This is a genomic window from Burkholderia sp. RF4-BP95, from assembly GCF_001521985.1.
Lineage (GTDB): Bacteria > Pseudomonadota > Gammaproteobacteria > Burkholderiales > Burkholderiaceae > Burkholderia > Burkholderia diffusa.
Genome location: NZ_LOSX01000075.1, coordinates 42,548 through 64,951, shown reverse-complemented (window position 1 = coordinate 64,951; position 22,404 = coordinate 42,548). Strand labels below are relative to the sequence as shown.

Annotated in this window: 21 protein-coding genes; 6 read left to right on the top strand and 15 right to left on the bottom strand. The window is 67.3% G+C overall.

Going from position 1 to position 22,404, the window contains the following annotated elements; translation table 11 throughout:
- Nucleotides 1-196 (top strand): hypothetical protein (locus WS46_RS36250; RefSeq protein WP_218921328.1); only part of this gene is annotated, 196 nt, incomplete at its 5' end.
- Between the two features lie 100 nt (nt 197-296).
- Here WS46_RS36250 and WS46_RS26765 read toward each other — a convergent pair.
- The 7 genes from WS46_RS26765 to phnS are packed head-to-tail and all read right to left on the bottom strand — an operon-like array spanning nt 297 to nt 7,588.
- Nucleotides 297-848 carry a phosphonate degradation HD-domain oxygenase gene (locus tag WS46_RS26765; RefSeq protein ID WP_059692306.1) on the bottom strand — a complete coding sequence of 184 codons (552 nt, stop codon included), beginning with the start codon at nt 846-848 and terminating at the stop codon, nt 297-299.
- 4 nt (nt 849-852) lie between these two features.
- The gene (gene phnY / locus WS46_RS26760; protein ID WP_059692305.1) at nt 853-2,307 is read right to left on the bottom strand and encodes a phosphonoacetaldehyde dehydrogenase; all 1,455 of its coding nucleotides are present in this window, start codon (nt 2,305-2,307) and stop codon (nt 853-855) included.
- The gene (phnA, locus tag WS46_RS26755; protein ID WP_059692304.1) at nt 2,304-3,614 is read right to left on the bottom strand and encodes a phosphonoacetate hydrolase; all 1,311 of its coding nucleotides are present in this window, start codon (nt 3,612-3,614) and stop codon (nt 2,304-2,306) included. The genes phnY and phnA overlap by 4 nt, the downstream gene beginning before the upstream one ends.
- Nucleotides 3,611-4,471, bottom strand: a complete 861-nt coding sequence (gene phnV / locus WS46_RS26750; protein WP_059692303.1) for a 2-aminoethylphosphonate ABC transport system, membrane component PhnV — start codon at nt 4,469-4,471, stop codon at nt 3,611-3,613. Before phnV ends, phnA begins: the two co-directional genes overlap by 4 nt.
- Nucleotides 4,461-5,381, bottom strand: a complete 921-nt coding sequence (phnU, locus tag WS46_RS26745) for a 2-aminoethylphosphonate ABC transporter permease subunit (RefSeq protein ID WP_059692302.1) — start codon at nt 5,379-5,381, stop codon at nt 4,461-4,463. The genes phnV and phnU overlap by 11 nt, the downstream gene beginning before the upstream one ends.
- Nucleotides 5,359-6,462: a 2-aminoethylphosphonate ABC transport system ATP-binding subunit PhnT gene (gene phnT, locus WS46_RS26740; RefSeq protein WP_059692301.1), complete on the bottom strand. Its 1,104-nt coding sequence runs from the start codon at nt 6,460-6,462 to the stop codon at nt 5,359-5,361. Before phnT ends, phnU begins: the two co-directional genes overlap by 23 nt.
- Before the next feature lie 34 nt (nt 6,463-6,496).
- Nucleotides 6,497-7,588, bottom strand: a complete 1,092-nt coding sequence (gene phnS / locus WS46_RS26735; protein ID WP_059692300.1) for a 2-aminoethylphosphonate ABC transporter substrate-binding protein — start codon at nt 7,586-7,588, stop codon at nt 6,497-6,499.
- Between the two features lie 256 nt (nt 7,589-7,844).
- Between phnS and WS46_RS26730 the strand changes: the two genes are divergently transcribed.
- On the top strand, nt 7,845-8,954 hold the full coding sequence (locus WS46_RS26730; RefSeq protein ID WP_059692299.1) for a 2-aminoethylphosphonate--pyruvate transaminase: 1,110 nt from the start codon (nt 7,845-7,847) through the stop codon (nt 8,952-8,954).
- Between the two features lie 105 nt (nt 8,955-9,059).
- Here WS46_RS26730 and WS46_RS26725 read toward each other — a convergent pair whose 3' ends face one another.
- The 3 genes from WS46_RS26725 to aroQ are packed head-to-tail and all read right to left on the bottom strand — an operon-like array spanning nt 9,060 to nt 11,748.
- Nucleotides 9,060-10,400 carry an MFS transporter gene (locus tag WS46_RS26725; RefSeq protein WP_059692298.1) on the bottom strand — a complete coding sequence of 447 codons (1,341 nt, stop codon included), beginning with the start codon at nt 10,398-10,400 and terminating at the stop codon, nt 9,060-9,062.
- Nucleotides 10,401-10,441: 41 nt separating this feature from the next.
- Complete coding sequence (locus WS46_RS26720; RefSeq protein WP_059692297.1) at nt 10,442-11,296, bottom strand: shikimate dehydrogenase; 855 nt, start codon at nt 11,294-11,296, stop codon at nt 10,442-10,444.
- Complete coding sequence (gene aroQ, locus WS46_RS26715) at nt 11,293-11,748, bottom strand: type II 3-dehydroquinate dehydratase (protein WP_059528374.1); 456 nt, start codon at nt 11,746-11,748, stop codon at nt 11,293-11,295. The genes WS46_RS26720 and aroQ overlap by 4 nt, the downstream gene beginning before the upstream one ends.
- A gap of 257 nt (nt 11,749-12,005) precedes the next feature.
- On the opposite strand from aroQ, the gene WS46_RS26710 reads away from it, so the two are divergent.
- Complete coding sequence (locus tag WS46_RS26710) at nt 12,006-13,898, top strand: bifunctional sugar phosphate isomerase/epimerase/4-hydroxyphenylpyruvate dioxygenase family protein (protein ID WP_059692296.1); 1,893 nt, start codon at nt 12,006-12,008, stop codon at nt 13,896-13,898.
- A 286-nt stretch (nt 13,899-14,184) separates the two neighbouring features.
- Nucleotides 14,185-14,448, top strand: a complete 264-nt coding sequence (locus WS46_RS26705) for a hypothetical protein (protein WP_059528378.1) — start codon at nt 14,185-14,187, stop codon at nt 14,446-14,448.
- An 87-nt stretch (nt 14,449-14,535) separates the two neighbouring features.
- Here WS46_RS26705 and WS46_RS26700 read toward each other — a convergent pair whose 3' ends face one another.
- Nucleotides 14,536-15,330 (bottom strand): AraC family transcriptional regulator, encoded by a 795-nt coding sequence (locus WS46_RS26700; RefSeq protein ID WP_059528381.1) that lies wholly within the window; start codon nt 15,328-15,330, stop codon nt 14,536-14,538.
- A gap of 678 nt (nt 15,331-16,008) precedes the next feature.
- Here WS46_RS26700 and WS46_RS26695 point away from each other — a divergent pair.
- A complete protein-coding gene (locus WS46_RS26695; RefSeq protein WP_059529087.1) occupies nt 16,009-17,145 on the top strand; it encodes a branched-chain amino acid ABC transporter substrate-binding protein in 1,137 nt (378 codons plus the stop codon).
- A gap of 323 nt (nt 17,146-17,468) precedes the next feature.
- Nucleotides 17,469-18,779 carry an MFS transporter gene (locus tag WS46_RS26690; protein ID WP_059528387.1) on the top strand — a complete coding sequence of 437 codons (1,311 nt, stop codon included), beginning with the start codon at nt 17,469-17,471 and terminating at the stop codon, nt 18,777-18,779.
- Nucleotides 18,780-18,908: 129 nt separating this feature from the next.
- Here the strand turns inward: WS46_RS26690 and WS46_RS26685 are convergent, their stop codons facing one another.
- The 4 genes from WS46_RS26685 to garD form a co-directional block, all read right to left on the bottom strand.
- Nucleotides 18,909-19,346, bottom strand: a complete 438-nt coding sequence (locus WS46_RS26685; RefSeq protein ID WP_059528390.1) for a DoxX family protein — start codon at nt 19,344-19,346, stop codon at nt 18,909-18,911.
- A gap of 225 nt (nt 19,347-19,571) precedes the next feature.
- Nucleotides 19,572-20,027 (bottom strand): RbsD/FucU family protein, encoded by a 456-nt coding sequence (locus WS46_RS26680; protein WP_059528393.1) that lies wholly within the window; start codon nt 20,025-20,027, stop codon nt 19,572-19,574.
- A gap of 78 nt (nt 20,028-20,105) precedes the next feature.
- Nucleotides 20,106-20,498 (bottom strand): nuclear transport factor 2 family protein, encoded by a 393-nt coding sequence (locus tag WS46_RS26675; protein WP_059692309.1) that lies wholly within the window; start codon nt 20,496-20,498, stop codon nt 20,106-20,108.
- Nucleotides 20,499-20,679: 181 nt separating this feature from the next.
- On the bottom strand, nt 20,680-22,233 hold the full coding sequence (garD, locus tag WS46_RS26670; protein ID WP_059692295.1) for a galactarate dehydratase: 1,554 nt from the start codon (nt 22,231-22,233) through the stop codon (nt 20,680-20,682).
- Between the last annotated feature and the right edge of the window lie 171 nt (nt 22,234-22,404).

Below are 22,404 nucleotides of genomic sequence, written 5' to 3'. Positions count from 1 at the left end.
AGCAGCGCTGCGTTTTCAGCAGCAGAGAAGCGAGATTATGAACCGTCTTTTTCAGCCCGTCAACAACTTTCTGAACTGCTTCGTTGCGACGACTGGGGTTCAACTTCGTGTGCGCCGGGGTTCTACCACCGCCCTCGACCGCACCGCTTCCCTTCTCCTCCCGCGCTGCGTTTCCGTTAGCGCGAAAGAGGCGTGATTCTAAGCAGCTCCCGGCGATCGCGCAAGGGGCTTCTCGAAAAAATATAAGGCCCCGCACGCTACCGCGTGCGGGGCCTTATATAGAGGCAGCCGAAGCGTCAGGCCACACGCGCCTGGCGCGCCACTATCTCCATATAGTGGTCGAGACCAGGCGTCACCTTGCCCTCTTCCTTCGCGGTATCGTCCCAGCGGCGCAGGCGCAGTGCGTCCTCCGCGAACGGGCGCCGCAAGAACGCCACCGTTTCCTCTTCACTGAAGATGCCTCCCTGCAGCGCGAGGCTGCGCACCGAATCCGGCGACAGGCTCTCGAAGTAGCCGGCGTCCGTGCGGCACAGGCAACGCTTGGCGTCGACGTGCAACCGGATCGGCTCCAGCACCGCCTCGTTGAACAGCGGCCGCAGAAACGGCAGCACGTAATACTGATGCAGGTCGTCGATCCCCCGCGCGCTCGGCGTCTCGCCCTGCCGATTCAGCAGATGCCCCAGGTCGTGCAGGAACGCGGCCGCAACCAATGCGTCGTCGGCGCCCGCTTCCTCCGCCAGCAACCCGCTCTGCAACGCATGCTCCAGCTGCGTGACCGGTTCGCCGCTATACGCGACGTGGCCATGCTCGCGATACAGCCCGTGAATCTCTTCCACCGTCAGTGCCATCCGCTCACTCCCAAGGCAGCGAAAACGTCTTCAGGTTCGTGAAGCTCTTCATCGCTTCCTGAACGCCTTCCTTATAGCCGAGCCCCGAATCCTTGATCCCGCCGAACGGCGACAGCTCGATCCGGTATCCGGGCACTTCCCAGACATTCACCGTCCCGACGTTCAGCTCGTTCACGAACCGCACGACCGCGGCCGTACTGTCCGTACAGACACCCGACGACAGCCCGAACGCCGTGCCGTTGCTGATCCGGATCGCGTCGTCGATCGTGTCGAACGCGATGACGGGCGAGACGGGGCCGAAGGTCTCCTCGCGCACGATCGTCATCGACGGATCGACGTTGTCGAGCACGGTCGGCGAATAGAGCGCCCCGCGACGCACGTTGCCGATCAGCAGGCGCGCCCCCTGCTCGACCGCCTCGCCGACCCGCGCCTCGAACAGTCGCGCCGCCGCGTCGTCGATCACCGTGCCCATTTCATTCGCGGGATCGAACGGATCGCCATATTTCCATGCGCGTGTCTTCTCGACGAGCAACTCGGTGAACGCCGGCGCGATCGAGCGCTGCACCAGGATCCGCTTGACGGCCGTGCAGCGCTGCCCCGAATTCCGGTACGAGCCGAGCACGGCCAGCGATGCGGCACGTTCCAGATCGGCGTCGTCGAGCACGATCAGCGGATCGTTGCCGCCGAGTTCCAGCACGATGCGCCGGTAGCCGGCCCGTGCGGCGATCGCCTTGCCGATCGACACACCGCCCGTAAAGGTGATCAGCGATGCGTGCGGATGCGTGACGAGTTCGTCCGAGATTTCGCGCGGGTCGCCGGTCAGTACCTGCAGCATCGGCTCGGGCAAGCCGGCCTCGTAGAGCAGGTCCGCCAGATAGAACGCCGACAACGGCACCTTCTCCGACGGCTTTACGATCACGCGGTTATTGGTCGCGATCGCCGGCGCGATCTTGTGTGCGACCTGATTCATCGGATGATTGAACGGCGTGATCGCGACGATCACGCCGTCGAGCGGCTGCCGCTGCGAAAACACGCGGCGCGCCTTGCCGTGGGGCGTCAGGTCGCACGAGAAGCTCTGCGCGTCGTCGCGCAGCGCCTCCACCGCCGCGAACTTCAGCACGTCGGCAACGCGGCCGATCTCGTAGCGCGAATCCCGTTTCGACAATCCCGATTCGAGCGTGATCAGGTCGGATGCTTCCTCGGTACGCTCGCGCAGCAACGCCGCCGCGCGTTCGAGAATCTGCGAACGCTCGTAGCGCGTGAGCGCCGGCCGGTACGCCATCGCGTAGTCGAACGCGGCGCGCACGTCGTCGACGCTCGCCAGCGGCACCGTGCCGACACGCGTGCCGGTATACGGATCGGCGACGTCGAGAACACGGTCGCGCGTCGCACGCGTGCCGCACCAGCGCAGCGCCTCGGCGCGAAAGGCGGGGTGATCCTGTCGGGGATGAGCCATCATGACGCGACCCGGTTCAGCACGAAATCGAAGACGTCGAAATTGCGCGGACGACGTACAGGATCGTCCCGCTCGATCCGACGGTTGAACAGCAACGGCACTTCCTGCTCGGACACGCCGCCGTGCGAACGCAGCGGCACGGTCAGGCCGGACAGGTCGTGTTCGCGCTCGCGCGTGCCGAGCGTCATGTCGCGCCGTGCGATCACGACGAGGTCACCGATCCGGTCGGCCGGCAGCTCGAAGCGCGCGGCGGCTTCCGCGTTGTCGAGCACGAGCTCGACGCCGTCGATCCCGCCAACGCGCCACATCGCTTCGGTCCGGTCGACGCCGGGCGCCAGGTAGACGGTTGCGAATGAGCCAAGCGCGCCGTGGTGCACGACGTACGGATCGGTGATCGGCAGGATCACGCGAGCGGCCCGCGCGCCGAACCAACCGTCGAATGCGTCCTGCAGATAGATCACGTTCGGGCGGCCGGTTGCCGGATCGTGCTTCGCGTTCATCCCGTGGTCGGCCGTGAGCCCGATCGCCCAGCCGAGCGCGTCGAGTTGCGCGAGATAGCCGTCCATCATTGCGTAGAACGCGTTCGCGCCGGCACTGCCCGGCTCGCACTTGTGCTGCACGTAATCGGTGGTCGACAGGTACATCAGGTCGACCTGGCGCGTTTGCGCAAGCCGCACGCCGGCCGCGAACACGAATTCGGAAAGCGCCGCGCTGTACACGTCGGGCGACGGCAGGCCAACCCAGTCGAGCACGTCGACGATCCCGTTTTCCGCGAGATTCGCCTGTGCGGCCTTCTCGGCGGAAAAACAGATGCCCTTCATCTGCCAGCCGAGCAGCCGGCGCAGCTTGTCCTTCGCCGTGACGACGGCCACCCGGGCGCCGGCGCCGGACGCCGCCGCGAGCAGCGTGCCGGCGCGCAGGTAGGCCGGGTCGTTCATCATCACTTCGGCACCGCGTCCGCCGTCGGCGGCCGGATCCCAGAAGTAGTTGCCGCAGATCCCGTGGACCGCCGGCGGCACGCCGCAGACGATCGACAGATTGTTCGGGTTGGTGAAGGTCGGCACGACGCAGTCGGCGCGCCAGGCCGTGCCTTCCGCGATCATCCTGCCGATGAACGGCGTGACGCCCGCCGCCACCGCGCGCTCGAGATAATCGTACTCGCAGCCGTCGACGCAGACGACGACGGTCGGTTCGACCGGCAGCCGGTAGCGCCGGCCGTTGACGTCGACGGAACGCCCCGCGAGATCCGCCGATACCTTGCCGGCGGCCGGTTGCTCGCCGGGCTGCCGCAATGCGAACGCGGCGTTCATGATGCCGCCCGCTTGCCGCGCGGCACCCGCGCGGCGATCAGCAGCAGCGCCGCGAGCGACGCGCCGAGCATCAGCAGCGACAGCGCCGACGCCGGAAGGTAGTAGCCGCGCTCGACCTGACCGATCACGACGATCGGCACGGTCGCGAAACCCGGCGGGTAGACGGTCAGCGTCGCGCCGAGTTCGCCGAGCGACAGCGCGAAGCCGAGCGCGAGACTCGCGCGCAGCGCCGGCACGAGTTGCGGCAGCAGTACGCGGCGCAGCACCATCGCGGGCGGCGCACCGAGGCTCGCCGCGGCTTCGCGCAGCACGGTCAGCTCCGGGCGCAGCGCGGCGGCCGCGCAGCGATAGCAGAACGGCAGAATCAGCGCGAGTTGCACGAGCACGACGATTGCGGCGGAACTCGACAGGTCGAGCGGCTTCTGGTGATACGCGATCAGCACCGCAAGCCCGAGCACGACGCTCGGCACGCCGTTCGGCACCATCACGAGCGCATCGACCACCGCGCCGAGACCGCGCCGGTCGCGCCCTTCGAGCGCGAGTGCGAGCCACAGCCCGAGGATCGTGCCGATCGCCGACACGCCGAAGCCGATCTCGAGGCTCGTCAGCAGCGCGTCATATTCCGGCGAACCGAGCCGCTCGAACCAGCGCAGGCTGTAGCCGGCCGGCAGGATCGTGCCCGACCACTGCGTCGACACGCTCGACAGTGCAACGACGATGACCGGCAGCACGAACAGCCAGAAGCAGGCGAACGCGGCCAGCGCGAGCGCCACGCGCGACGCATGCTTGAGCAGCGTGTCGCCCCAGCCGATCCGATGGCGCGGCACGGCTTGCCCGATACGAAATTCAGCGGACATCGTTCCCTCCCGTCGCACGCCGGTTTACCCGGCGATAAACCGCATAAAGCGCCAGCGACAGCGCGAGCATCACGACCGCGCCGGCCGATGCGGTCGGCAGGTCGAGGTCGACGGTCGCGCTGCTGTAGATCGCGACCGGCAGCGTCACGAGCCGCGCGCTGCCGAGCACGAGCAGGATGCCGAACTCGTTCAGCGTCAGCAGGAAGCACAGCACGGTGCCGGCGGCGATGCCCGGCCACGCGATCGGCAGCACGACGCGGCGCGCGAGCATCCAGCCGGACGCGCCGAGGCTGCGTGCCGCCTCGATCAGGCGCAGGTCGAGCGTCGCGAACGACGCGAGCGTCGGCCGCACGACGAACGGCGTATAGAACACGGTCTGCGCGAGAATCACGCCGCCGATGCCGAACAGGAAATCGAGCGGCGGGGTCTCGAGATGGAACAGGTGCTGCAGCGCGATGCTGATCGAGCCTTGCGAGCCGTATAGGAAGATCAGCGTGAACGCGACGAGGAACGACGGGAACGCGACGTACAGTTCCAGGAAGCGCGTGACGAGCGATGCGCCCGGAAACGGCTTGAAGAACAGCAGCGCGGCCAGCAGCACGCCAAGCACCGACGCCGTACCGGCGCTCGCGAACAGCACGCCGACGGTCGTCAGCAGCACGTTGCGCGTATCGGGGTTGCCGAAGAACGTCCGGTACGCGGCAAAGCTCATCCCGTGATCGCCGGACACGCTCAGCAGCACGAGCCGCACCAGCGGATAGACGACGAGCGGGCCGAGCACGACGATCGCGAGCGCGGCGAGGTGCAGATCGCCCATGCGCTTGCGGCGCCGCGCGGCGGCGGCATGCGCGGCGGCCGACGCGAGCACGTGCGGCGGCAGGCCGGCTTCAGGGCGCGATAAGGACGACATCGTCTGCCTCGCAATGCAGGGAAACGCGCGCCCCGCGCTCGGGAGCCGCGCCGCGACCGCGTTGCATCGTGACGCGCACGGGTTCGTCGGGCGCCGCGTCGATCACGACCGCGATCGACAGGTCGGCGCCCTGCCATTCGACCGACGACACCGTGCCGTGCAGGCCGCCCGCCGCGAGCGGCATCACGGTCAGGCGCTCGGGACGCACGCATGCGACCTTGCCGCGCACATCGTGACGCGGGTCGCCGAGCGGGAAGATCACGTGCGGCGGCAGCAGGTTGGCCGGGCCGAGATAGCGCGCGACGTAGCCGTCCCGCGGCGCGTCGTACAGTTGCTGCGGCGTGCCGAGCTGCGCGATGCGGCCGTCGCGCATCAGCAGCGCGCGGTCGGACAGCACGAGCGCGTCGTCGCGGTCGTGCGTCACGCAGACGACGGTCAGGTTCGGCAGGCGCTCGTGCAGCGCCTTCAGCTCGCTGCGCACCGACGCGCGCAGGTTGGCGTCGAGCGCCGACAGCGGTTCGTCGAGCAGCAGCACGTCCGGCTCGATCACGAGCGCGCGGGCCAGCGCGACGCGCTGCTGCATCCCGCCCGACAGTTGCGCGGGCAGGTGGTGGCCGGCCTCGCCGAGCTGCACGAGCTTCAGCGCGTCGGCGACGCGGCGCGTCACTTCCGACGCGGCCATCCCGCGCGCGCGCAGCCCGAATGCGACGTTCTCGAACACCGACAGGTGCGGGAACAGCGCGTAATTCTGGAACAACAGACCGAGATTGCGCTTGTGCGGCGGCGCATGGGTCAGGTCGCGTCCGGCCACGGTCAGTGTGCCGGTCAGGCCATCGGCCTTCACGAACCCGGCGATGAAGCGCAGCAGCGTGGTCTTGCCGCAGCCGCTCTTGCCGAGCACGGTCAGAAATTCACCGGCGCCGATCGACAGCGACAGATCTTCCAGCACCGTGCGTGCGCCGTAGCGCACGCTCAGGTGTTCGATCTGCACGCCGCCCGGCGCGCCGGACCGCAGCGTGGCGCGCGGTTCGGCGGCGCCGAATGCGCCGGGATGGGTCAGGGTGGTTTCCACCGGGTTCATCCTCTTGCTCACTAATACAGGCGGCGTGTGCCGATCACTTCGGCTTGACGACGTCGATCTGCTTGCCCGAGCTGCCGATCACGTCCTTCTTCCAGCGCTCGATCCACACCGGCTTCTTCGCCATCACCTGCGCCCAGTCGACCGGGATCAGCTTCACGCCCGCGATCGCCTTCTTGACCGCTTCGCCGTTCTTGCCGGCCAGCGGCACGTCCGTGCGGCCCGGGATGCCGTACATGTCCGGCACTTTCGACTGCACATCCGTCGACATCAGGTAGTCGATCAGCTTCTTGCCGGCGTCCTGGTTCGGGCCGCTCTTGATCAGGCCGATGCCGTACGGCAGCTGGAAGGTGGTCGGCTGGTCGCCGTCCTTCGCGGCCAGGAAGATCGGCTTGACGGCCAGCGCGCCGTGCTCGGCGTCGTCGAGATCCATCTGCAGGTCGCCGTTGGCGACGCTGATCTCGTTACGCGACAGCAGCACGTTCAGGTAGCCCGTGCCCTTCGTGTGGAATTTCACGCTCTGCGACAGCTTCGCGAGGTAGTCGAACGCCTTGTCCTCGCCCATCAGCGACGTCGTCAGGATCAGCACGGCCATCCCGTCGCCGGCCGTGGCCGGGTTCGAGTACGCGACCTTGCCCGCGTAGGCCGGCGACAACAGGTCCGCGAACGTCTTCGGCTGGTTCTTCACGACGTCCGGGTTGATCGCGAACGAGAAGTAGTTGTTCACGAACGTCGCCCACGTGCCGTCTTCCGCCTTCGCGATCGCCGGCACGTTCTTGTAGTTGACGCTCTGGTACGGCTGCAGCAGGCCCATCTGGCCGGCTTGCTGGATGAACGGCGGCAGCGTGACGATCACGTCCGCCTTCGGCGAGTTCTTTTCGATGCTCGCGCGGTTGACGACCTCGCCGCTGCCCGCCGTCACGATGTTCACCTTGACGCCTTCCTTCTTCTCGAACGCCGGCAGCACATCGCGATAGAGATTCTCGAGACCGTCCGCCGTATACAGCACGACCGCGTTCGCCGCATGCGCGGGCATCGCGGCGCCTTGCAGCAGACCGGCGGCGCAGGCGGCCAGCGCGAGCTTGCGGAACGCGCCGGCAGCGGCGCGCGAGGAATTCTGCAGTGTCATCTCACTTCTCCGTAGGCGGAACACCAAACGGCCGGGGCACGATCCGGCTCCTTTCAGTCGGACAGACCGACGACCGGCCTGCCTCGCTGCCGCGCTGCAGGTGGTCTCGCGCGGCAACCGAAGGATCACAGCGTTCGATGACAACGCCGTGACGCGCGCCACAATTTCCACAAAATGACACATTTTGCCAATATCATGCAAGTCGCCCAGAAATGCCAACCCGGCGTTTCGTCCGATCTTTGCTGGAGAAAAAGCCATGCCCGCCCCGATTCTGCTCACGCCCGGCCCGCTCACCACGTCCGCCACAACACGCCACGCAATGCAACATGACTGGGGCTCGTGGGACGCCGCTTTCAATCAATTGACGGCCAGCGTCTGCGCGGATCTCGTCACGATCGCGCGCGGCGGCGACGAATACGCGTGCGTGCCGATGCAAGGCAGCGGCACGTTTTCGGTCGAGGCCGCGCTGGGCACGCTGGTGCCGCGCGACGGCGTCGTGCTGGTGCCGGACAACGGCGCGTATTGCGCGCGCATCCTGAAGATCCTCGGCCGGCTCGGCATCGAGGCGATCGCGCTGCCGTTCGGCGAGGACGCCGCGGTCGCCCCGGCGGCGATCGAAGCCGCGTTCGCGCGCGAGCCGCGCATCACGCACGTCGCGCTGGTGCATCTGGAAACGAGCGCCGGCATCCTGAATCCGCTCGACGCAATCGCGGCCGCGTGCCGGCGGCACGGCAAGCGGCTGATCGTCGACGCGATGAGTTCATTCGGCGCGTTGCCGATCGCGCTGGCGGACAGCGGGATCGACGCGCTGATCTCGGCGAGCGGCAAGTGCCTGGAAGGCGTGCCGGGGATGGGGTTCGCCATCGTGCGGCGCGATGCGCTCGACGCGTGCGAAGGCAACTCGCCGTCGCTCGCGCTCGATCTCCATGATCAGTACGCCTACCTGCGCAAGACGGGCCAATGGCGCTTCACGCCGCCGACCCACGTGATCGCCGCGCTACGCGCCGCGCTCGACCAGTACCTGGCCGAAGGCGGCCAGCCAGCCCGCGGCGCGCGCTATGCGGAGAACTGCCGGACCTTGATCGAATCGATGCGCGCGCTCGGCTTCACGCCGTTCCTCGACGCCAGCGTGCAGGCGCCGGTGATCGTCACGTTCCATGCGCCCGACCATCCGGCCTATGATTTCCGCCGCTTCTACGACGCGGTGCGCGACGCGGGCTTCATCCTGTATCCGGGCAAACTGACGCAACGCGAGACGTTCCGCGTCGGCTGCATCGGCGCGATCGATGCCGGCGACATCCGGCGTGCGGTCGCGGCGATCGCGCTCGCGGTCGAATCGCTCGGGATTGCCGCGCAGCGCGCGTGAGCGCTGACGCATGCCCGGGCCCGCAAGCGGGGAACGCAGAAACAAAAAAGCCCGGCGACCCACAGGTCGCCGGGCGAACGCACCGAGAGTGCGTGGAGCCGGTACTTACAGTTCGATCCGCTTGATGTCGCCGACGACGAAGATGTACGACAGCGCACCGATCAGCGCGATCACGCCGATGAACACGAGCGCGCCGACGAACGATCCGGTCGTTGCGACGATGAAGCCGACGACGAGCGGCGTGATGATGCCCGCGAGGTTCGCCGCGAAGTTGAAGATGCCGCCGGTCACGCCGAGCAGGCCGTCCGGCGCGATGTCGGACACGAGCGTCCAGCCGAGCGCGGCCATCCCCTGCGCGAAGAATGCGACCGACATGATCGCGATCACGGCTTCGTTGCTTTGCACGTAGTTCGCGAGAATGATCGTCGACGCGAGCAGCAGGCCGGCGATGATCGGCAGCTTGCGCGCGAGGTTCGCGGACTTGCCGCGGCGCAGCAGCCAGTCGGAGAAGATCCCGCCGAACATCACGCCGACCGACGCGGCGATGAACGGCATGATCGCGAAGAAGCCGATCTTCAGCCAGCCCATATGGCGCTCGGTCGCGAGATAGGTCGGGAACCAGGTCAGGAAGAACACGAGCGTCGAGTTGCCGGCGAACTGGCCGAGGCAGATACCCGCGAGCTGGCGCTTCTTCAGCAGCCGGCCGGCCATCGACCAGCTGAACTTGGCCTGCGCGGGCTTGCCGCCCTTGTCGCCGTCCTTGCGCGCGCCGTGCACGAGACCGCCGCCCGCTTCGATGTACGCGAGTTCTTCCGAATTAGCGGCCGGATGGTTGCGCGGCTCGTGATAGAACTTCCACCAGACCAGACCGAACACGATGCCGACCGCGCCGACGACCCAGAACAGCGAGCGCCAGCCGAACGCACCCATCAGCGCGAACAGCACGGGGCTGAAGAACGCGAGGCCGATGTACTCGCCGACGGTGTAGGTGCCGGTCGCCATCGCGCGCTCGTTCTGCGGGAACCACGTCGCGACGACCCGGCTGTTGGTCGGGAAACACGGCGCTTCCGTCACGCCGAGGCCGAGCCGGCATGCGAGCAGCGTCCCGACACCGGGCACGAAGCCCTGCAGCAGCGTGCACAGCGACCACAGCGTCATCGACCAGTAATAAGTGATCTTGCTGCCGAAGCGGTCGAGGAACAGACCGCCGGGCACCTGCATCGCGACGTACGTCCACGAGAACGCGGAGAACATGATGCCCATCACCGCCGCGTTGATGCCGAGCTCCTTGGTGAGCTGCGGCGCAGCCACCCCCAGCACGGTACGGTCGAGATAGTTGATCATCGTGCCGATCGCGAGCAGCGCGAGGATCTTGTAGCGCGCCGAGGTCCGCCGGACCGTGCCGGCCGCCGCGGGCGCGGCGTTCGTGTGGGTGGTGTGCTGCATGGTTGTCTCCTGGTCTATTTTTCAGCTAGTCGGTAGAAGGGTCAGCGTGCGACGAGCGACTGAAAGTGTTCGAACATCCGCTCGTCGTCCGGCGTTCGTCCGGTGAAGATCTCGAACGCATCGACGGCCTGGTACACGGCCATCCCGCCGCCCGGCAGCGTCGCGCAGCCGGCCGCGCGCGCGGCGCGGATCAGTTCGGTTTCGAGCGGGAAATACACGATGTCGGCGACCCACATTCCCGCGCGGAGCAGCTCGGCCGGCAGCGGCAGGCCCGGATGCTTGGCCATGCCGGTCGGCGTGCAATGAATCAGGCCGGTCGCGGCCTGCATCGCGGCCGCGAGATCGCTGCCCGGCGTGACCCGGGCGGCCGGGAAGCGCTGCTGCAGCTCACCCGCGAGCGCGACGGCACGCGTGCCGTCGACGTCGAAGATCGTCAGTTCGGCGGCGCCCATCTGCAGCGCGGCATGCGCGACGGCCGCACCCGCGCCGCCCGCGCCCAGCTGCACGACACGCTCGAGCGACGCGTCGGGCAACCCGCGACGGAACGACTTCGCGAAACCCGACCAGTCGGTATTGTGGCCGATCCGCTTGCCGTCCTTGAACAGCACCGTGTTCACCGCGCCGAGCGCGCGCGCGTCGTCCGACAGCACGTCGAGGTGCTCGATCACGCGCTGCTTGCACGGATGCGTGATGTTGAGCCCGTTGTAGCCCATCCGCTGCGCGGCATCGAGCAGCTCCGGCAGCGCGTCGGCGGTCACGCCGAGCACGTCGAGATCGATGCGCCGGTACACGTAGCCGAATCCCTGGCGGAAACCTTCTTCCTCATGCATCGCGGGCGACAGCGAACCGCCGATGCCCTGGCCGATCAGGCCGATCAGAAAAGACGGGCGGCTCATCGTGCGGCTCCCTGCGCAAAAAGGGTCGACAGGCGCTGCAGCGCGAATACGTAGCCTTCGGTGCCGCAGCCGCAGATCACGGCTTCGGCCACCGCCGACACATACGAGTGGTGACGGAATGCCTCGCGACGATGCACGTTCGAGATATGCACCTCGATCACGGGTTTCGCGATCGCGGACAGCGCGTCGGCCAGCGCGACCGACGTGTGCGTATACGCGGCCGGGTTGATCACGATGCCGTGCGTATCGTGACGCGCGGCGTGCAGCCAGTCGATCAGCTGGTGCTCGGCGTTCGACTGGCGGAAGTCGATCTCCAGTCCGAGCCCCTCGGCCGCCGTGCGGCAGCGCTGCTCGACGTCGGCAAGGGTTTCCGCGCCGTAGATGTGGGGCTCGCGGGTTCCCAACAGATTCAGGTTCGGGCCGTTCAGCACCAGCACCTTGTGCTTGCTCATGGTGTTTCTGCTCCTAAAACGGGGGCGCATCGCTAGCCGACTTCGCCCCTTGACGTCAAGATTTGGCGCTAGTGTGCGCTTGCGCAAGCGCAATGTCTTTTCGGGTTTTCGCTAATTTGTACCATCTAGTTAGTTTGTATAATTCGCCATACTCCCCTAGTAAATTCGGGATGTGGCGCCCGCAGGTCGTTCAACGACTGGTTCATTCCGACCCGATCCGGCCGACGCCACGCCCCGCTCACCCGCAGGATTCGCCCATGCAGCGCTCGATCGCCACCGTGTCACTGTCCGGCACGCTCGCCGAGAAGCTCACCGCCATCCAGGCCGCCGGCTTCGACGGCGTCGAAATCTTCGAGAACGACCTCGTCTACTTCGATGGATCGCCCGCCGACGTGCGGCGCATGGCCGCCGATCTCGGCCTCGACATCGTGCTGTTCCAGCCGTTTCGCGACTTCGAGGGCGTGAGCCCGGCCCAGCTCGCCCGCAATCTCGACCGCATCCGCCGCAAGTTCGACGTGATGCACGCGCTCGGCACCGACCGCATCCTGGTGTGCAGCAGCGTGGCGCCCGACACGATCGCGGACGACGCGCTGCTGGTCGACCAGCTCGGCACGCTCGCCGAAGCCGCGCGCCAGGCCGGCGTGGTCGCCGCGTACGAGGCGCTCGCGTGGGGGCGCGTCGTGAACCGGTACAGCCACGCATGGCAGCTCGTGAACGCGGTGAACAGCCCGCATCTCGGCCTCGCGCTCGACAGCTTCCATACGCTGTCGCTCGACGATTCTCCGGACGCGATCGCCGACATCCCGGGCGACCGGATCGCGTTCGTGCAGATCGCCGACGCGCCGAAGCTCGCGATGGACGTGATCGAATGGAGCCGCCACTTCCGCTCGTTTCCCGGTCAGGGCGACTTCGACCTCGCGCGCTTCACGGCCCGCGTGATCGAGTCCGGTTATACGGGGCCGCTGTCGCTCGAGATCTTCAACGACGGCTTCCGCGCCGCGCCGACCGCGATCACGGCCGCCGACGGCCACCGCTCGCTGCTCTATCTGGAAGAACTCACGCGCGCGCGGCTCGCGCAGGACGGCCGCGCGCCCGCCGCCGGCCAGCCGCTGTTCGCGCCGCCGGCGCCGCCCGCGCACGTCGGGTTCCAGTTCATCGAATTCGCGGTCGACGCGCAGGCGGCCGCCACCGTCGGCGAATGGCTCGGCCGGATGCGATTCCGGCTCGCGGGCCGTCATCGATCGAAGGACGTGACGCTGTTCCAGCACGGCGCCGCGTCGATCGTGCTGAACGCCGAGCGCGACTCGTTCGCCGACGCGTTCTTCCAGCAGCACGGGTTGTCGCTGTGCGCGTCGGCGTTCCGCGTCGACGATGCGAAAGTGGCATTCGAACGCGCGGCCGGCTTCGGCTACGCGCCGTTTTCAGGGCGCGTCGGCCCGAACGAGCGCGTGCTGCCGGGCGTGCAGGCGCCGGACGGCAGCCTCGAATACTTCGTCGACGAGACGCCGAACGCGCCAACGCTGTATGAATCGGACTTCGTGCTGACCGACATCGACGGCCCCAGCGAGGTCGGCCCGCTGACGGGCATCGATCACGTCTGCCTCGCGCTGCCGGCCGACGCGCTCGATACGTGGATCCTGTTCTTCAAGACCGCCTTCGGCTTCGAGGCCGAGCGCAGCTGGCTCGTGCCCGATCCGTACGGCCTGATGCGCAGCCGCGCGGTGCGCAGCGCCGACGGCTCGGTGCGGATCGCGCTGAATGCGTCGGTCGACCGCCATACGGCCGTCGCCGAATCGCTCGACCGCTATCACGGCACGGGGCTGAACCACGTCGCGTTCCGGACCGACGACATCGTGAAGACGGTCGCCGCGTTCGCGGCCGACGGCGTGCCGTTCCTGCGGATTCCGCCGAACTATTACGACGATCTCGCCGCGCGCTACGCGCTGCCGGACGAACTGATCGAGACTCTGAGCGCCCACCATCTGCTGTACGACCGCGACGACGACGGCGGCGAATTCCTGCATGCGTATACGGAACTGGTCGACAACCGCTTCTCGCTCGAAATCGTCGAGCGGCGCGGCGGCTACGACGGCTACGGCGCGGCCAACGCGGCCGTGCGCCTCGCCGCGCAGGCCCAGCGCAGGAAATAAGGGAGCAAGCGAATGTCGCGCAGGGGCGAATCGAATGAGAAAACTACGTCGACCCTGCGACGTGCGACGCGCGGACGCACCGTCGTGGTGAATACCGCGGCGGCGCCCCGCCCGGCAAGGCCGGCCGCTCGGCACCGGAGACCATCGCCGGGCGGAGGTTACATCCGGTAACGCACGCCGCACTGCAGCATCGGCTTGGCCACCGCGGTTTTAAGAATCGCTTAAGTCTTCGACGGCACCATCCGCAACCAGTACCCGATGGATATCTCGAAAAAGGAGGACAGCGATGAGCGCCGTAGATGCACCCGCGGGCCGCCCGGCCGCCCCCCCTGTGAAAAAGACGATGCTGCGCCGTTTGCTCAGCCATCATGAAATCGCGACGCTGCTCGTGCTGCTGCACGCACCGATCGGCGCGAACGCCAAACCCGAATTGCCCGCACTGCAGGAAGCCGGCCTCGTCGAGATGATCAAGCTCGACGCCGACACGGCACCGAGCTTCCGGCTGACCGAGGACGGTACGGCCGTCCTGAAAGGCCTCGGCTACCGCTGAGCCGCCGCTTTCCCGCTTCCTTTCCCCGCTTCGTACTCTCGCACCGCCCCGATCCTTCAGACCCGCCGGCCCGCCCGGCGCGTCACTTCACCCTGCCCGGTCCTGCAGCATCAGCCGGTATTCCGTCGGCGTCATGCCGACCGTCGCCTTGAACTGGCGCGTGAACGCGCTGTGATCCGTATAACCGCATAGCGCCGCGACGTCGGTCACCTTGTCGTGCGTGACGAGCAGCGCCGTGGCCGCGTCGAGCCGCGTTTTCAGCAGCACCTGGCGCGGCGTCAGGTGAAACACCTTGTGGAAGTAGCGTTCGAGCTGCGCGACCGACATCCCGGCCATCTGCGCAAGCTGCTTCAGGTTCAACGGCTGAACGTAGTGATCCTGGATGTGCTGCACCACGTCGGCGAGCTTGCTGTAGGCCGGATGCGATCCCTCGTGCGCCTTGAGGTCGCGCGAGATGCCCGCGAGACCGACCACCTTGCCGGCCGCGTCGCGCAGCGGCTCCTTGCAGGTCAGGCACCAGCCCGGCTGGCGGCCCGGATACAGATGCAGCTCGAGCTGGTCCATCAGCTGCTGGCCGGCGGTGATCGTCGCCATGTCCTGTTCGAAGTAGGTCCGGCCGAAGCGGCGCGGAAACACCTCGTCGGTCGTCTTGCCGAGCAGGTCGCGCTTGTCCTTGTAGCCGCAGCGCATCGCCAGCGTGCGGTTGACGAGCGCGTAGCGGCCGTTCGCGTCCTTCACGAAGAACGCGACGTCGGGCAGTGCGTCGAACACCGGCTCGAGCAGGCGGAAGTGCGCGAGCATCGCGCCGAGATCGGCGTTGTCGGGCTGGTAGCGCAGCGTATCGGACAGGCTCATGGGCGGTGCGGCAAGAAAGGTCGTCATCCCGGCATTGGCGAAGGGAGTGGCTGATGGCGTCGATTATAGGAGCGCGCTCGAGAACACGTCGTGGCGATCTCGGACAAGCGATCGGGCGGCGCGATGAACGGCGGTCCAAGCAACGCGCCGCCGATCGGCGACGATCAGCGACGATCAGCGACGATCGGGGGGCCGCATACGTCGGCGCATCGTACGCCGTGCGGTTGTGCGCGCAACCACTGCGGCGCGCTTGTCGGGCGGCGCCGATTTCGCATCGGCCCGCTGCATGGCGCCGGGCCTCGGTCGGCAACATCGGCGATATCGATGCACCCCCGCCGGCGCCGCGACAACCCGCGCCCGGACCCGCCATCCTAGAAATGCCGGCGTGTCGCGTCTTGGCGCGATTGCGCATTCCACATGACGATTTCGGCATATATCAGGGTTATCGACGATATGCCGAAATCGTCGCCGGCCGCGCATCGAACGCGCAAGACGCGTGCATTTTCGCTACCTAGACTTCGATCAACGGTTACGAGACGACATCCCGCCGACGCCGCGCACGCCGATTCCGGCACAACCCGCGCGGCGCATGGCACACACCGCAAGGCTGTCGCAACGGCCTGCGGACCGATACGTCTCGCCCGGTTTACCGCACCGGCCCGCTGGCCGGCGGCGGCCCAACCACGCCATCAAGGGGAAGTGAAAGTGAAGCTGAAGGTATCGCACGTCGCGCTGGCCGCTGCCTGCGCACTGTCGGGCGCACACGCCATCGCCGCCGACGTCGTCAAGATCGGTTTCGCCGCACCGCTGACGGGGCCGCAGTCGAACTACGGCACGGACATGCAGAAGGGCGTGCAGCTCGCGATCGCCGATTTCAACGCGACGCATCCGACGATCGGCGGTCAGCCGGTCACGTTCCAGCTCGACTCGCAGGACGACCAGGCCGACCCGCGCACCGGCACGACGGTCGCGCAGCGGCTGATCGACGACAACGTCCGCGGCGTCATCGGCCACTTCAACTCGGGCACGAGCATTCCGGCGTCCGACCTGTACGATCGCGCGGGGCTGCCGCAAATCTCGATGGCGACGTCGCCGCAATACACGGCGCGCGGCTACAAGACGACCTACCGGCTGCTGACGAGCGACGCGCAAGCGGGCCGCATCGTCGGCACGTACGCGGTGAAGACGCTGCGCTTCAAGCGCATCGCGATCATCGACGACCGCACGGCCTACGGCCAGGGCATCGCCGACGAATTCGCGAAGGCCGTGCAGGCCGCCGGCGGCACCATCGTCAAGCGTGATTTCACGAACGACAAGGCGCTCGACTTCTCTGCAATCCTGACCAACCTGAAGGGCATCAACCCCGACGCGATCTTCTACGGCGGCGGCGACGCGCAGTCTTCGCCGATGATCCGCAAGATGCGCCAGCTCGGGATGAAGGCCGCCTTCGTGACCGGCGAGATGTCGCGCTCGCCGACGTTCCTGAAGGTCGGCGGCGAAGCGGCCGAAGGCGCGATCGTCTACATGGGCGGCCTGCCGAAGGAAAAGATGCCTGGCTTCGCCGGCTACGCATCGCGCTACAAGGCACGCTTCAATGAAGACGTGATCACTTATTCACCCTACTCGTACGACGGCACGATCGCGCTGCTCACCGCGATGAAGGATGCAAACTCGACCGACCCGAAGGTTTACACGCCGTATCTCGGCAAGGTGTCGATCAAGGGCGTGTCGGCGCCGAGCATCGCGTACGACGCGAAGGGCGACCTGAAGGATGCGCCGGTGACGATCTACAAGGTCGAGCACGGCGCGTTCAAGCCGGTCGACACGATCGCCGGCAACTGATCGAGCAGCCCCTGTCACGCGCGCGGCGCGGCAAGCGGTTCACCCGCCTGCCGCGCCGCGCGCGTTTCGTCCCGACGAAGTCCGAAGCATTCCTCGGCGCGGCCCCGCGCGCACGCATTTCGCGCTCCTGTAGAATCCCCCCACCCGCTTTGTGACGCTTCGTCTGCGTCGTGCCCCATCCCGGTGCGACGGTGCGTGTCGCGTGCCCATCCGGCGCTCGGCACACGCTCGACGACGCAAGCCGCGCCTTGCCAGTCCATGCCGATAGCGGGTTCTGGAGACGCAGCACCGACAACAACATTCGAAAACCGATCGTCCTGACCATGCAAGCTTCCGAATTGAGCGGCGTGCCTCGCGCCGCCGAACGCGCGCTCACGCGCAGCGACTATAAAACTCTTGGCCTTGCCGCACTCGGCGGCGCTCTCGAGTTCTACGACTTCATCATCTTCGTGTTCTTCGCACCCGCGATCGGACAGCTGTTCTTCCCGCACGACATTCCCGACTGGCTGCGCCAGCTGCAGACGTTCGGCATCTTCGCGGCCGGCTATCTCGCGCGCCCGCTCGGCGGCGTGATCATGGCGCACTTCGGCGACCTGTTCGGCCGCAAGCGGATGTTCACGCTGAGCGTGCTGATGATGTCGGTGCCGACGCTGCTGATGGGCCTGCTGCCGACCTACGACTCGATCGGCATCCTCGCGCCGGTGTTGCTGCTGCTGTTCCGCGTGCTGCAGGGCGCGGCGGTCGGCGGCGAAGTGCCGGGCGCATGGGTGTTCGTGTCGGAGCACGTGCCGTCGCGCCACATCGGCTATGCGTGCGGCACGCTGACCGCCGGCCTCACGGCCGGCATCCTGCTCGGCTCGCTGGTCGCCGCCGGCATCAACAGCCGTTACTCGGGCGCCGAAGTCACCGCGTTCGCGTGGCGCATTCCGTTCCTGCTCGGCGGCGTGTTCGGCCTGTTCTCCGTGTACCTGCGCCGCTGGCTGCACGAGACGCCTGTGTTCGCCGAGATGAAGGCGAAGAAGGCGCTCGCGGCCGAGATTCCGCTGAAGGCCGTGCTGCGCGACCACGGCCGCGCGGTAATCGTGTCGATGCTGCTCACGTGGATGTTGTCGGCGGCGATCGTCGTCGTGATCCTGATGACGCCCGCGTTGCTGCAGAAGCAGTTTCACCTGACGCCCGCCACCACGCTGTTCGCGAACAGCATCGCGACGCTGTGCCTGACGGCCGGCTGCATCACCGCCGGCTCGCTCGCGGGCTGGATCGGCGCGAAGCGCGTGCTCGGCATCGGCGGCCTCGTGCTGGCCGCGTGCTACTACCTGCTGTTCGCGCAGGTCGCGGCCGACGCGTCGACGCTGCCGCTGTATTACGGGATCGCCGGCTTCGCGGTCGGCACGATCGGCGCGGTGCCGTTCGTGATGGTGAAAAGCTTCCCGGCCGTCGTGCGCTTTTCGGGCATCTCGTTCTCGTACAACGTCGCGTATGCGATCTTCGGCGGCCTGACGCCGGTGATCGTGTCGCTGATGATGAAGTCGAACCCGCTCGCGCCGGTCGTGTATGTCGCGACGATCTGCGTGCTCGGCGCGATCGCCGTGCAGTTCTCGAAGGATGCGAAGGACCTGAAGGACGCGCGCTGAACCCCGGCGCGCATGCGCCCGCTGGATGAACAAAGGGCCGAATCCCGCGATGTGCGGGATTCGGCCCTTTTGATTTGGTTCAGCGCGGCGCGCGACGTGCGAGCGTCGCGCCGTTCTGCCCGGTTCGACTCAGCGCAGCGCGCCGTACGACGAACTCGGCCGGCGCAGCGCGTCGATGCTCGCGCCGCCCGCGCCGGTCACGAACAGCAGCAGGAAGCCGCCGGCGATCGCGATGTTCTTCCAGAAGTGGATCACCATGTCGTGCTGGACCGCGGCGTCGGTCGCGTCCCAGAAATTGTGTCCGACCATCGCGGTCGCGACCGTATAGAACGCCATCAGCAACGCGAGCGGCTTCACCTTGTAGCCGACGATCAGCAGCAGGCCGCCGAGCGCTTCGATCGTGACGACGACCGGGCCCGTCACCTGCGGATAGGGCACGTTCAGCCCATGCAGATAGCCGATGAAATCGCTGTAGCCGAGCAGCTTCATCACACCGCCCCACAAGAACAACGCCGCCAGCGCCAGGCGTGCGAAAAAAATGACGCCGGAATCGACGGAACGCGTCATGCCACTCTCCTCGTATGCAATTCGGCCGTCCGCGCGGGGCGTGCCCGCGCGGTTCGGAGCCGCGCGGCCCTGTCGGGCCCGCGGCAAATGGGCCAGCATAGAGGGTCTTTTCGCGGTGTCCAAGAAAAAGGTTGTAGCAAATCTTTACACCGCAGCGGCGACGCAGGCATGACGGCACCACGAAGAACGACGCCCGGCCGCCGCCGCGAATAAAGGGAACGAGCCTTAACCGGCGTCGCTCAGCAGCACGCCTTTCTTGAACAGGAAGCAGCCGTAGCCGCGCAGCTCGCCGGTGACGATCACCGCATACGCCTGTTGCGCGCGTTCGTAGAACGCGAATCGATCGACGCCCACGAGCGGCACGGCGCGCCCTTCCGCGCGATCGATTTCGGCCTGCACCTCGCGCTGCACGGGCGGCACCGCGGCCGGATCGCCGACCACTTCCATCCGCCACGCCGGCGTCTCGACGAACGTGTCGAGCGGCAACACGGACAGCACCGCGCGCGCGACGCGCGCCGAGTCGGCGCCGTCGATGCGCAGCGCGCGACCGACCACCGTGTGCTCGGCGACGGATTCCGCCGGAAAATTCGCATCGCAAATCGCCACTTCATCTCCGTGGCCCATCGCGCGCAGCGTGTGCAGGATGTCGGCGTGCAGCAGAGGATCGAGATTCTTCAGCATGTGGGCAAGTCTCCGGGATCGGGAACGAATGGCATAAGTTACCCGATCCCGGCGGCCGCGGGGCAGGCATCGCTCACGTCACGACGCCGCGCCCGGCATTTCGTCGATGAAACCCGTGACCGACTTCAGGCGTCCCGACGCATCGACGATGCCGAAATCCGAACCCTTCACGATCGCCGCGCCGTCGGGCGACACGAGCGCCCACGAGAAGCGCAGATGCTGGCCGAACCCGTCGACGTCGGTCGTGCGGCGGAATCGGAACGCGGGGAAGCGCGCCTGCACCGCGGCGATCATCGTGTCGATGCCCGCGTGGCCGTCGCCGGCCATCAGCGGATCGCGATAGGCCGCGTCGCTCGCGTAGGTCGCATCGATCAGCGCGCGCCGGCGTGCGACGTCGGGCTCGTTCCACGCGTCGAAATAGCGGTCGATCAGATCGGCGTGTGCGGACTGGACGGTTTGGGCGGTGTTCATGCGAGGCTCCTGGTCTGGATAAAGGAAGGACAGCGCCGCGGACGTTTCGTGTTCGCGTGCCGCCATCGTCGCCGGCCTCGCATGGGCGGTCGATTACGTTCGAGGTAAGGAAATCGCGTCGCCGCAAGCAAAAACGGGCGCCCGAAGGCGCCCGCATCGTCTGCCGTTTCGATCGCGCGCGTCAGGTCACCGGCGCCGGATTGAACAGCGTCAGCGCATTCGCGAGCTTCCATTGCTCGGCCCACGTGCGGCGCTTGCCGCTCGCGACGTCGAGCATCAGCCGGAACAGCTCCCAGCCCACGTCCTCGATCGACGCCGCGCCGGTCGCGATCTGCCCCGCGTCGAGATCCATCAGGTCGTGCCAGCGGCGCGCGAGATCGCTGCGCGTCGCGACCTTGATCACCGGCACCTGCGCGAGGCCGTACGGCGTGCCGCGGCCGGTCGTGAAAACGTGCAGGTTCATCCCCGCCGCGAGCTGCAGCGTGCCGCAGATGAAATCGCTCGCGGGCGTCGCCGCGTACAGCAGCCCCTTCTGCCGCGCCCGATCGCCGGGACGCACGACGCCGGCGATCGGCGCGCTGCCCGACTTCACGATCGAACCCATCGCCTTCTCGACGATGTTCGACAGGCCGCCCTTCTTGTTGCCGGGCGTCGTGTTCGCGCTGCGATCGACGCGGCCGCGCTGCAGGTAGCGGTCGTACCAGTCCATCTCGCGGATGATCTCGCGGGCGACGTCCTCGTTCGCCGCGCGCGACGTGAGCTGCGCGACGCCGTCGCGCACTTCGGTCACTTCCGAGAACATGATCGTCGCGCCCGCGCGCACGAGCAGGTCGGCCGCGAAGCCGACCGCCGGGTTCGCGGTCAGCCCCGAGAACGCATCGCTGCCGCCGCACTGCACGCCGACGACGAGATCCGACGCCGGACAGGTTTCGCGACGGCGGCGGTTCAGCCGCTCGAGATGCGATTCGGCCATCGTCATGATCGAGTCGATCATCGAGTTGAAGCCGACGTGCGCGGCGTCCTGCAGGCACACGACGCCGCCGTTGTCCGTCGCGCCGTCGGCCGCCAGCGGAATCGCGCCGGGCGGCAGCAGGCGCTCCGGCTGCAGCTTCTCGCAGCCGAGGCTCACCGTCATCACCTCGCCGCCGAAGTTCGGGTTCAGGCTGATGTTGCGCAGCGTGCGGATCGGGATGTCGGCATCGGGCGCATCGATCGCGACGCCGCAGCCATACGTGTGCTCGAGCCCGACCACGTCGTCGACATTCGGGTAACGCGGCAGCAGTTCGTCCTTGATCCGCTTCACCGCATGCTCGACGACGCCCGACACGCACTGCACGGTCGTCGTGATCGCGAGGATGTTGCGCGTGCCGACCGAACCGTCGGGATTGCGAAAGCCCTCGAACGTATAGCCTTCGAGCGGCGCCAGCGGCGGCGCGGCACGCGTGGCGAGCGGCAGGTCGTCGAGCCCCGGCGGCTCGGGCATGCGCATCGTGCGCTCGTTGACCCAGCTGCCGCGGCGCAGCTCGGTGAGCGCGTAGCCGATCACGACGTTGTAGCGGACGATCGGGTCGCCGGCCGCGAGGTCGACCAGCGCGACCTTGTGCCCTTGCGGCACGCCTTCGCGCAGCGTCAGGCCGTCGGCGAACGTCGCGCCCTCGGGCAAGCCGCCGTCGTTGACGACGATCGCGACGTTGTCGTCCGGGTGCACGCGGATATAAAGGGGGGAAGCAGTCATTGGAATTCCTGGAAGGCTACCAGCCAAATCGTTAGTCATCATATGACATTCGACGTCAACCCGCGATGCTGCGTAAACCCTTATCCGGAAAGACCCTACCCTTTACCCGCCGGCAAACCGCTTGCGCTGCGCTTTCCTGCGTTGTACGATGACATACAACGACATCGCCAA

Bases quoted from the DNA above. Each gene is read 5' to 3' on its own strand.
- WS46_RS26765 (WP_059692306.1), bottom strand. From the start codon at position 848: ATGGCACTGACGGTGGAAGAGATTCACGGGCTGTATCGCGAGCATGGC.
- phnY (WP_059692305.1), bottom strand. From the start codon at position 2,307: ATGATGGCTCATCCCCGACAGGATCACCCCGCCTTTCGCGCCGAGGCG.
- phnA (WP_059692304.1), bottom strand. From the start codon at position 3,614: ATGAACGCCGCGTTCGCATTGCGGCAGCCCGGCGAGCAACCGGCCGCC.
- phnV (WP_059692303.1), bottom strand. From the start codon at position 4,471: ATGTCCGCTGAATTTCGTATCGGGCAAGCCGTGCCGCGCCATCGGATC.
- phnU (WP_059692302.1), bottom strand. From the start codon at position 5,381: ATGTCGTCCTTATCGCGCCCTGAAGCCGGCCTGCCGCCGCACGTGCTC.
- phnT (WP_059692301.1), bottom strand. From the start codon at position 6,462: ATGAACCCGGTGGAAACCACCCTGACCCATCCCGGCGCATTCGGCGCC.
- phnS (WP_059692300.1), bottom strand. From the start codon at position 7,588: ATGACACTGCAGAATTCCTCGCGCGCCGCTGCCGGCGCGTTCCGCAAG.
- WS46_RS26730 (WP_059692299.1), top strand. From the start codon at position 7,845: ATGCCCGCCCCGATTCTGCTCACGCCCGGCCCGCTCACCACGTCCGCC.
- WS46_RS26725 (WP_059692298.1), bottom strand. From the start codon at position 10,400: ATGCAGCACACCACCCACACGAACGCCGCGCCCGCGGCGGCCGGCACG.
- WS46_RS26720 (WP_059692297.1), bottom strand. From the start codon at position 11,296: ATGAGCCGCCCGTCTTTTCTGATCGGCCTGATCGGCCAGGGCATCGGC.
- aroQ (WP_059528374.1), bottom strand. From the start codon at position 11,748: ATGAGCAAGCACAAGGTGCTGGTGCTGAACGGCCCGAACCTGAATCTG.
- WS46_RS26710 (WP_059692296.1), top strand. From the start codon at position 12,006: ATGCAGCGCTCGATCGCCACCGTGTCACTGTCCGGCACGCTCGCCGAG.
- WS46_RS26705 (WP_059528378.1), top strand. From the start codon at position 14,185: ATGAGCGCCGTAGATGCACCCGCGGGCCGCCCGGCCGCCCCCCCTGTG.
- WS46_RS26700 (WP_059528381.1), bottom strand. From the start codon at position 15,330: ATGACGACCTTTCTTGCCGCACCGCCCATGAGCCTGTCCGATACGCTG.
- WS46_RS26690 (WP_059528387.1), top strand. From the start codon at position 17,469: ATGCAAGCTTCCGAATTGAGCGGCGTGCCTCGCGCCGCCGAACGCGCG.
- WS46_RS26685 (WP_059528390.1), bottom strand. From the start codon at position 19,346: ATGACGCGTTCCGTCGATTCCGGCGTCATTTTTTTCGCACGCCTGGCG.
- WS46_RS26680 (WP_059528393.1), bottom strand. From the start codon at position 20,027: ATGCTGAAGAATCTCGATCCTCTGCTGCACGCCGACATCCTGCACACG.
- WS46_RS26675 (WP_059692309.1), bottom strand. From the start codon at position 20,498: ATGAACACCGCCCAAACCGTCCAGTCCGCACACGCCGATCTGATCGAC.
- garD (WP_059692295.1), bottom strand. From the start codon at position 22,233: ATGACTGCTTCCCCCCTTTATATCCGCGTGCACCCGGACGACAACGTC.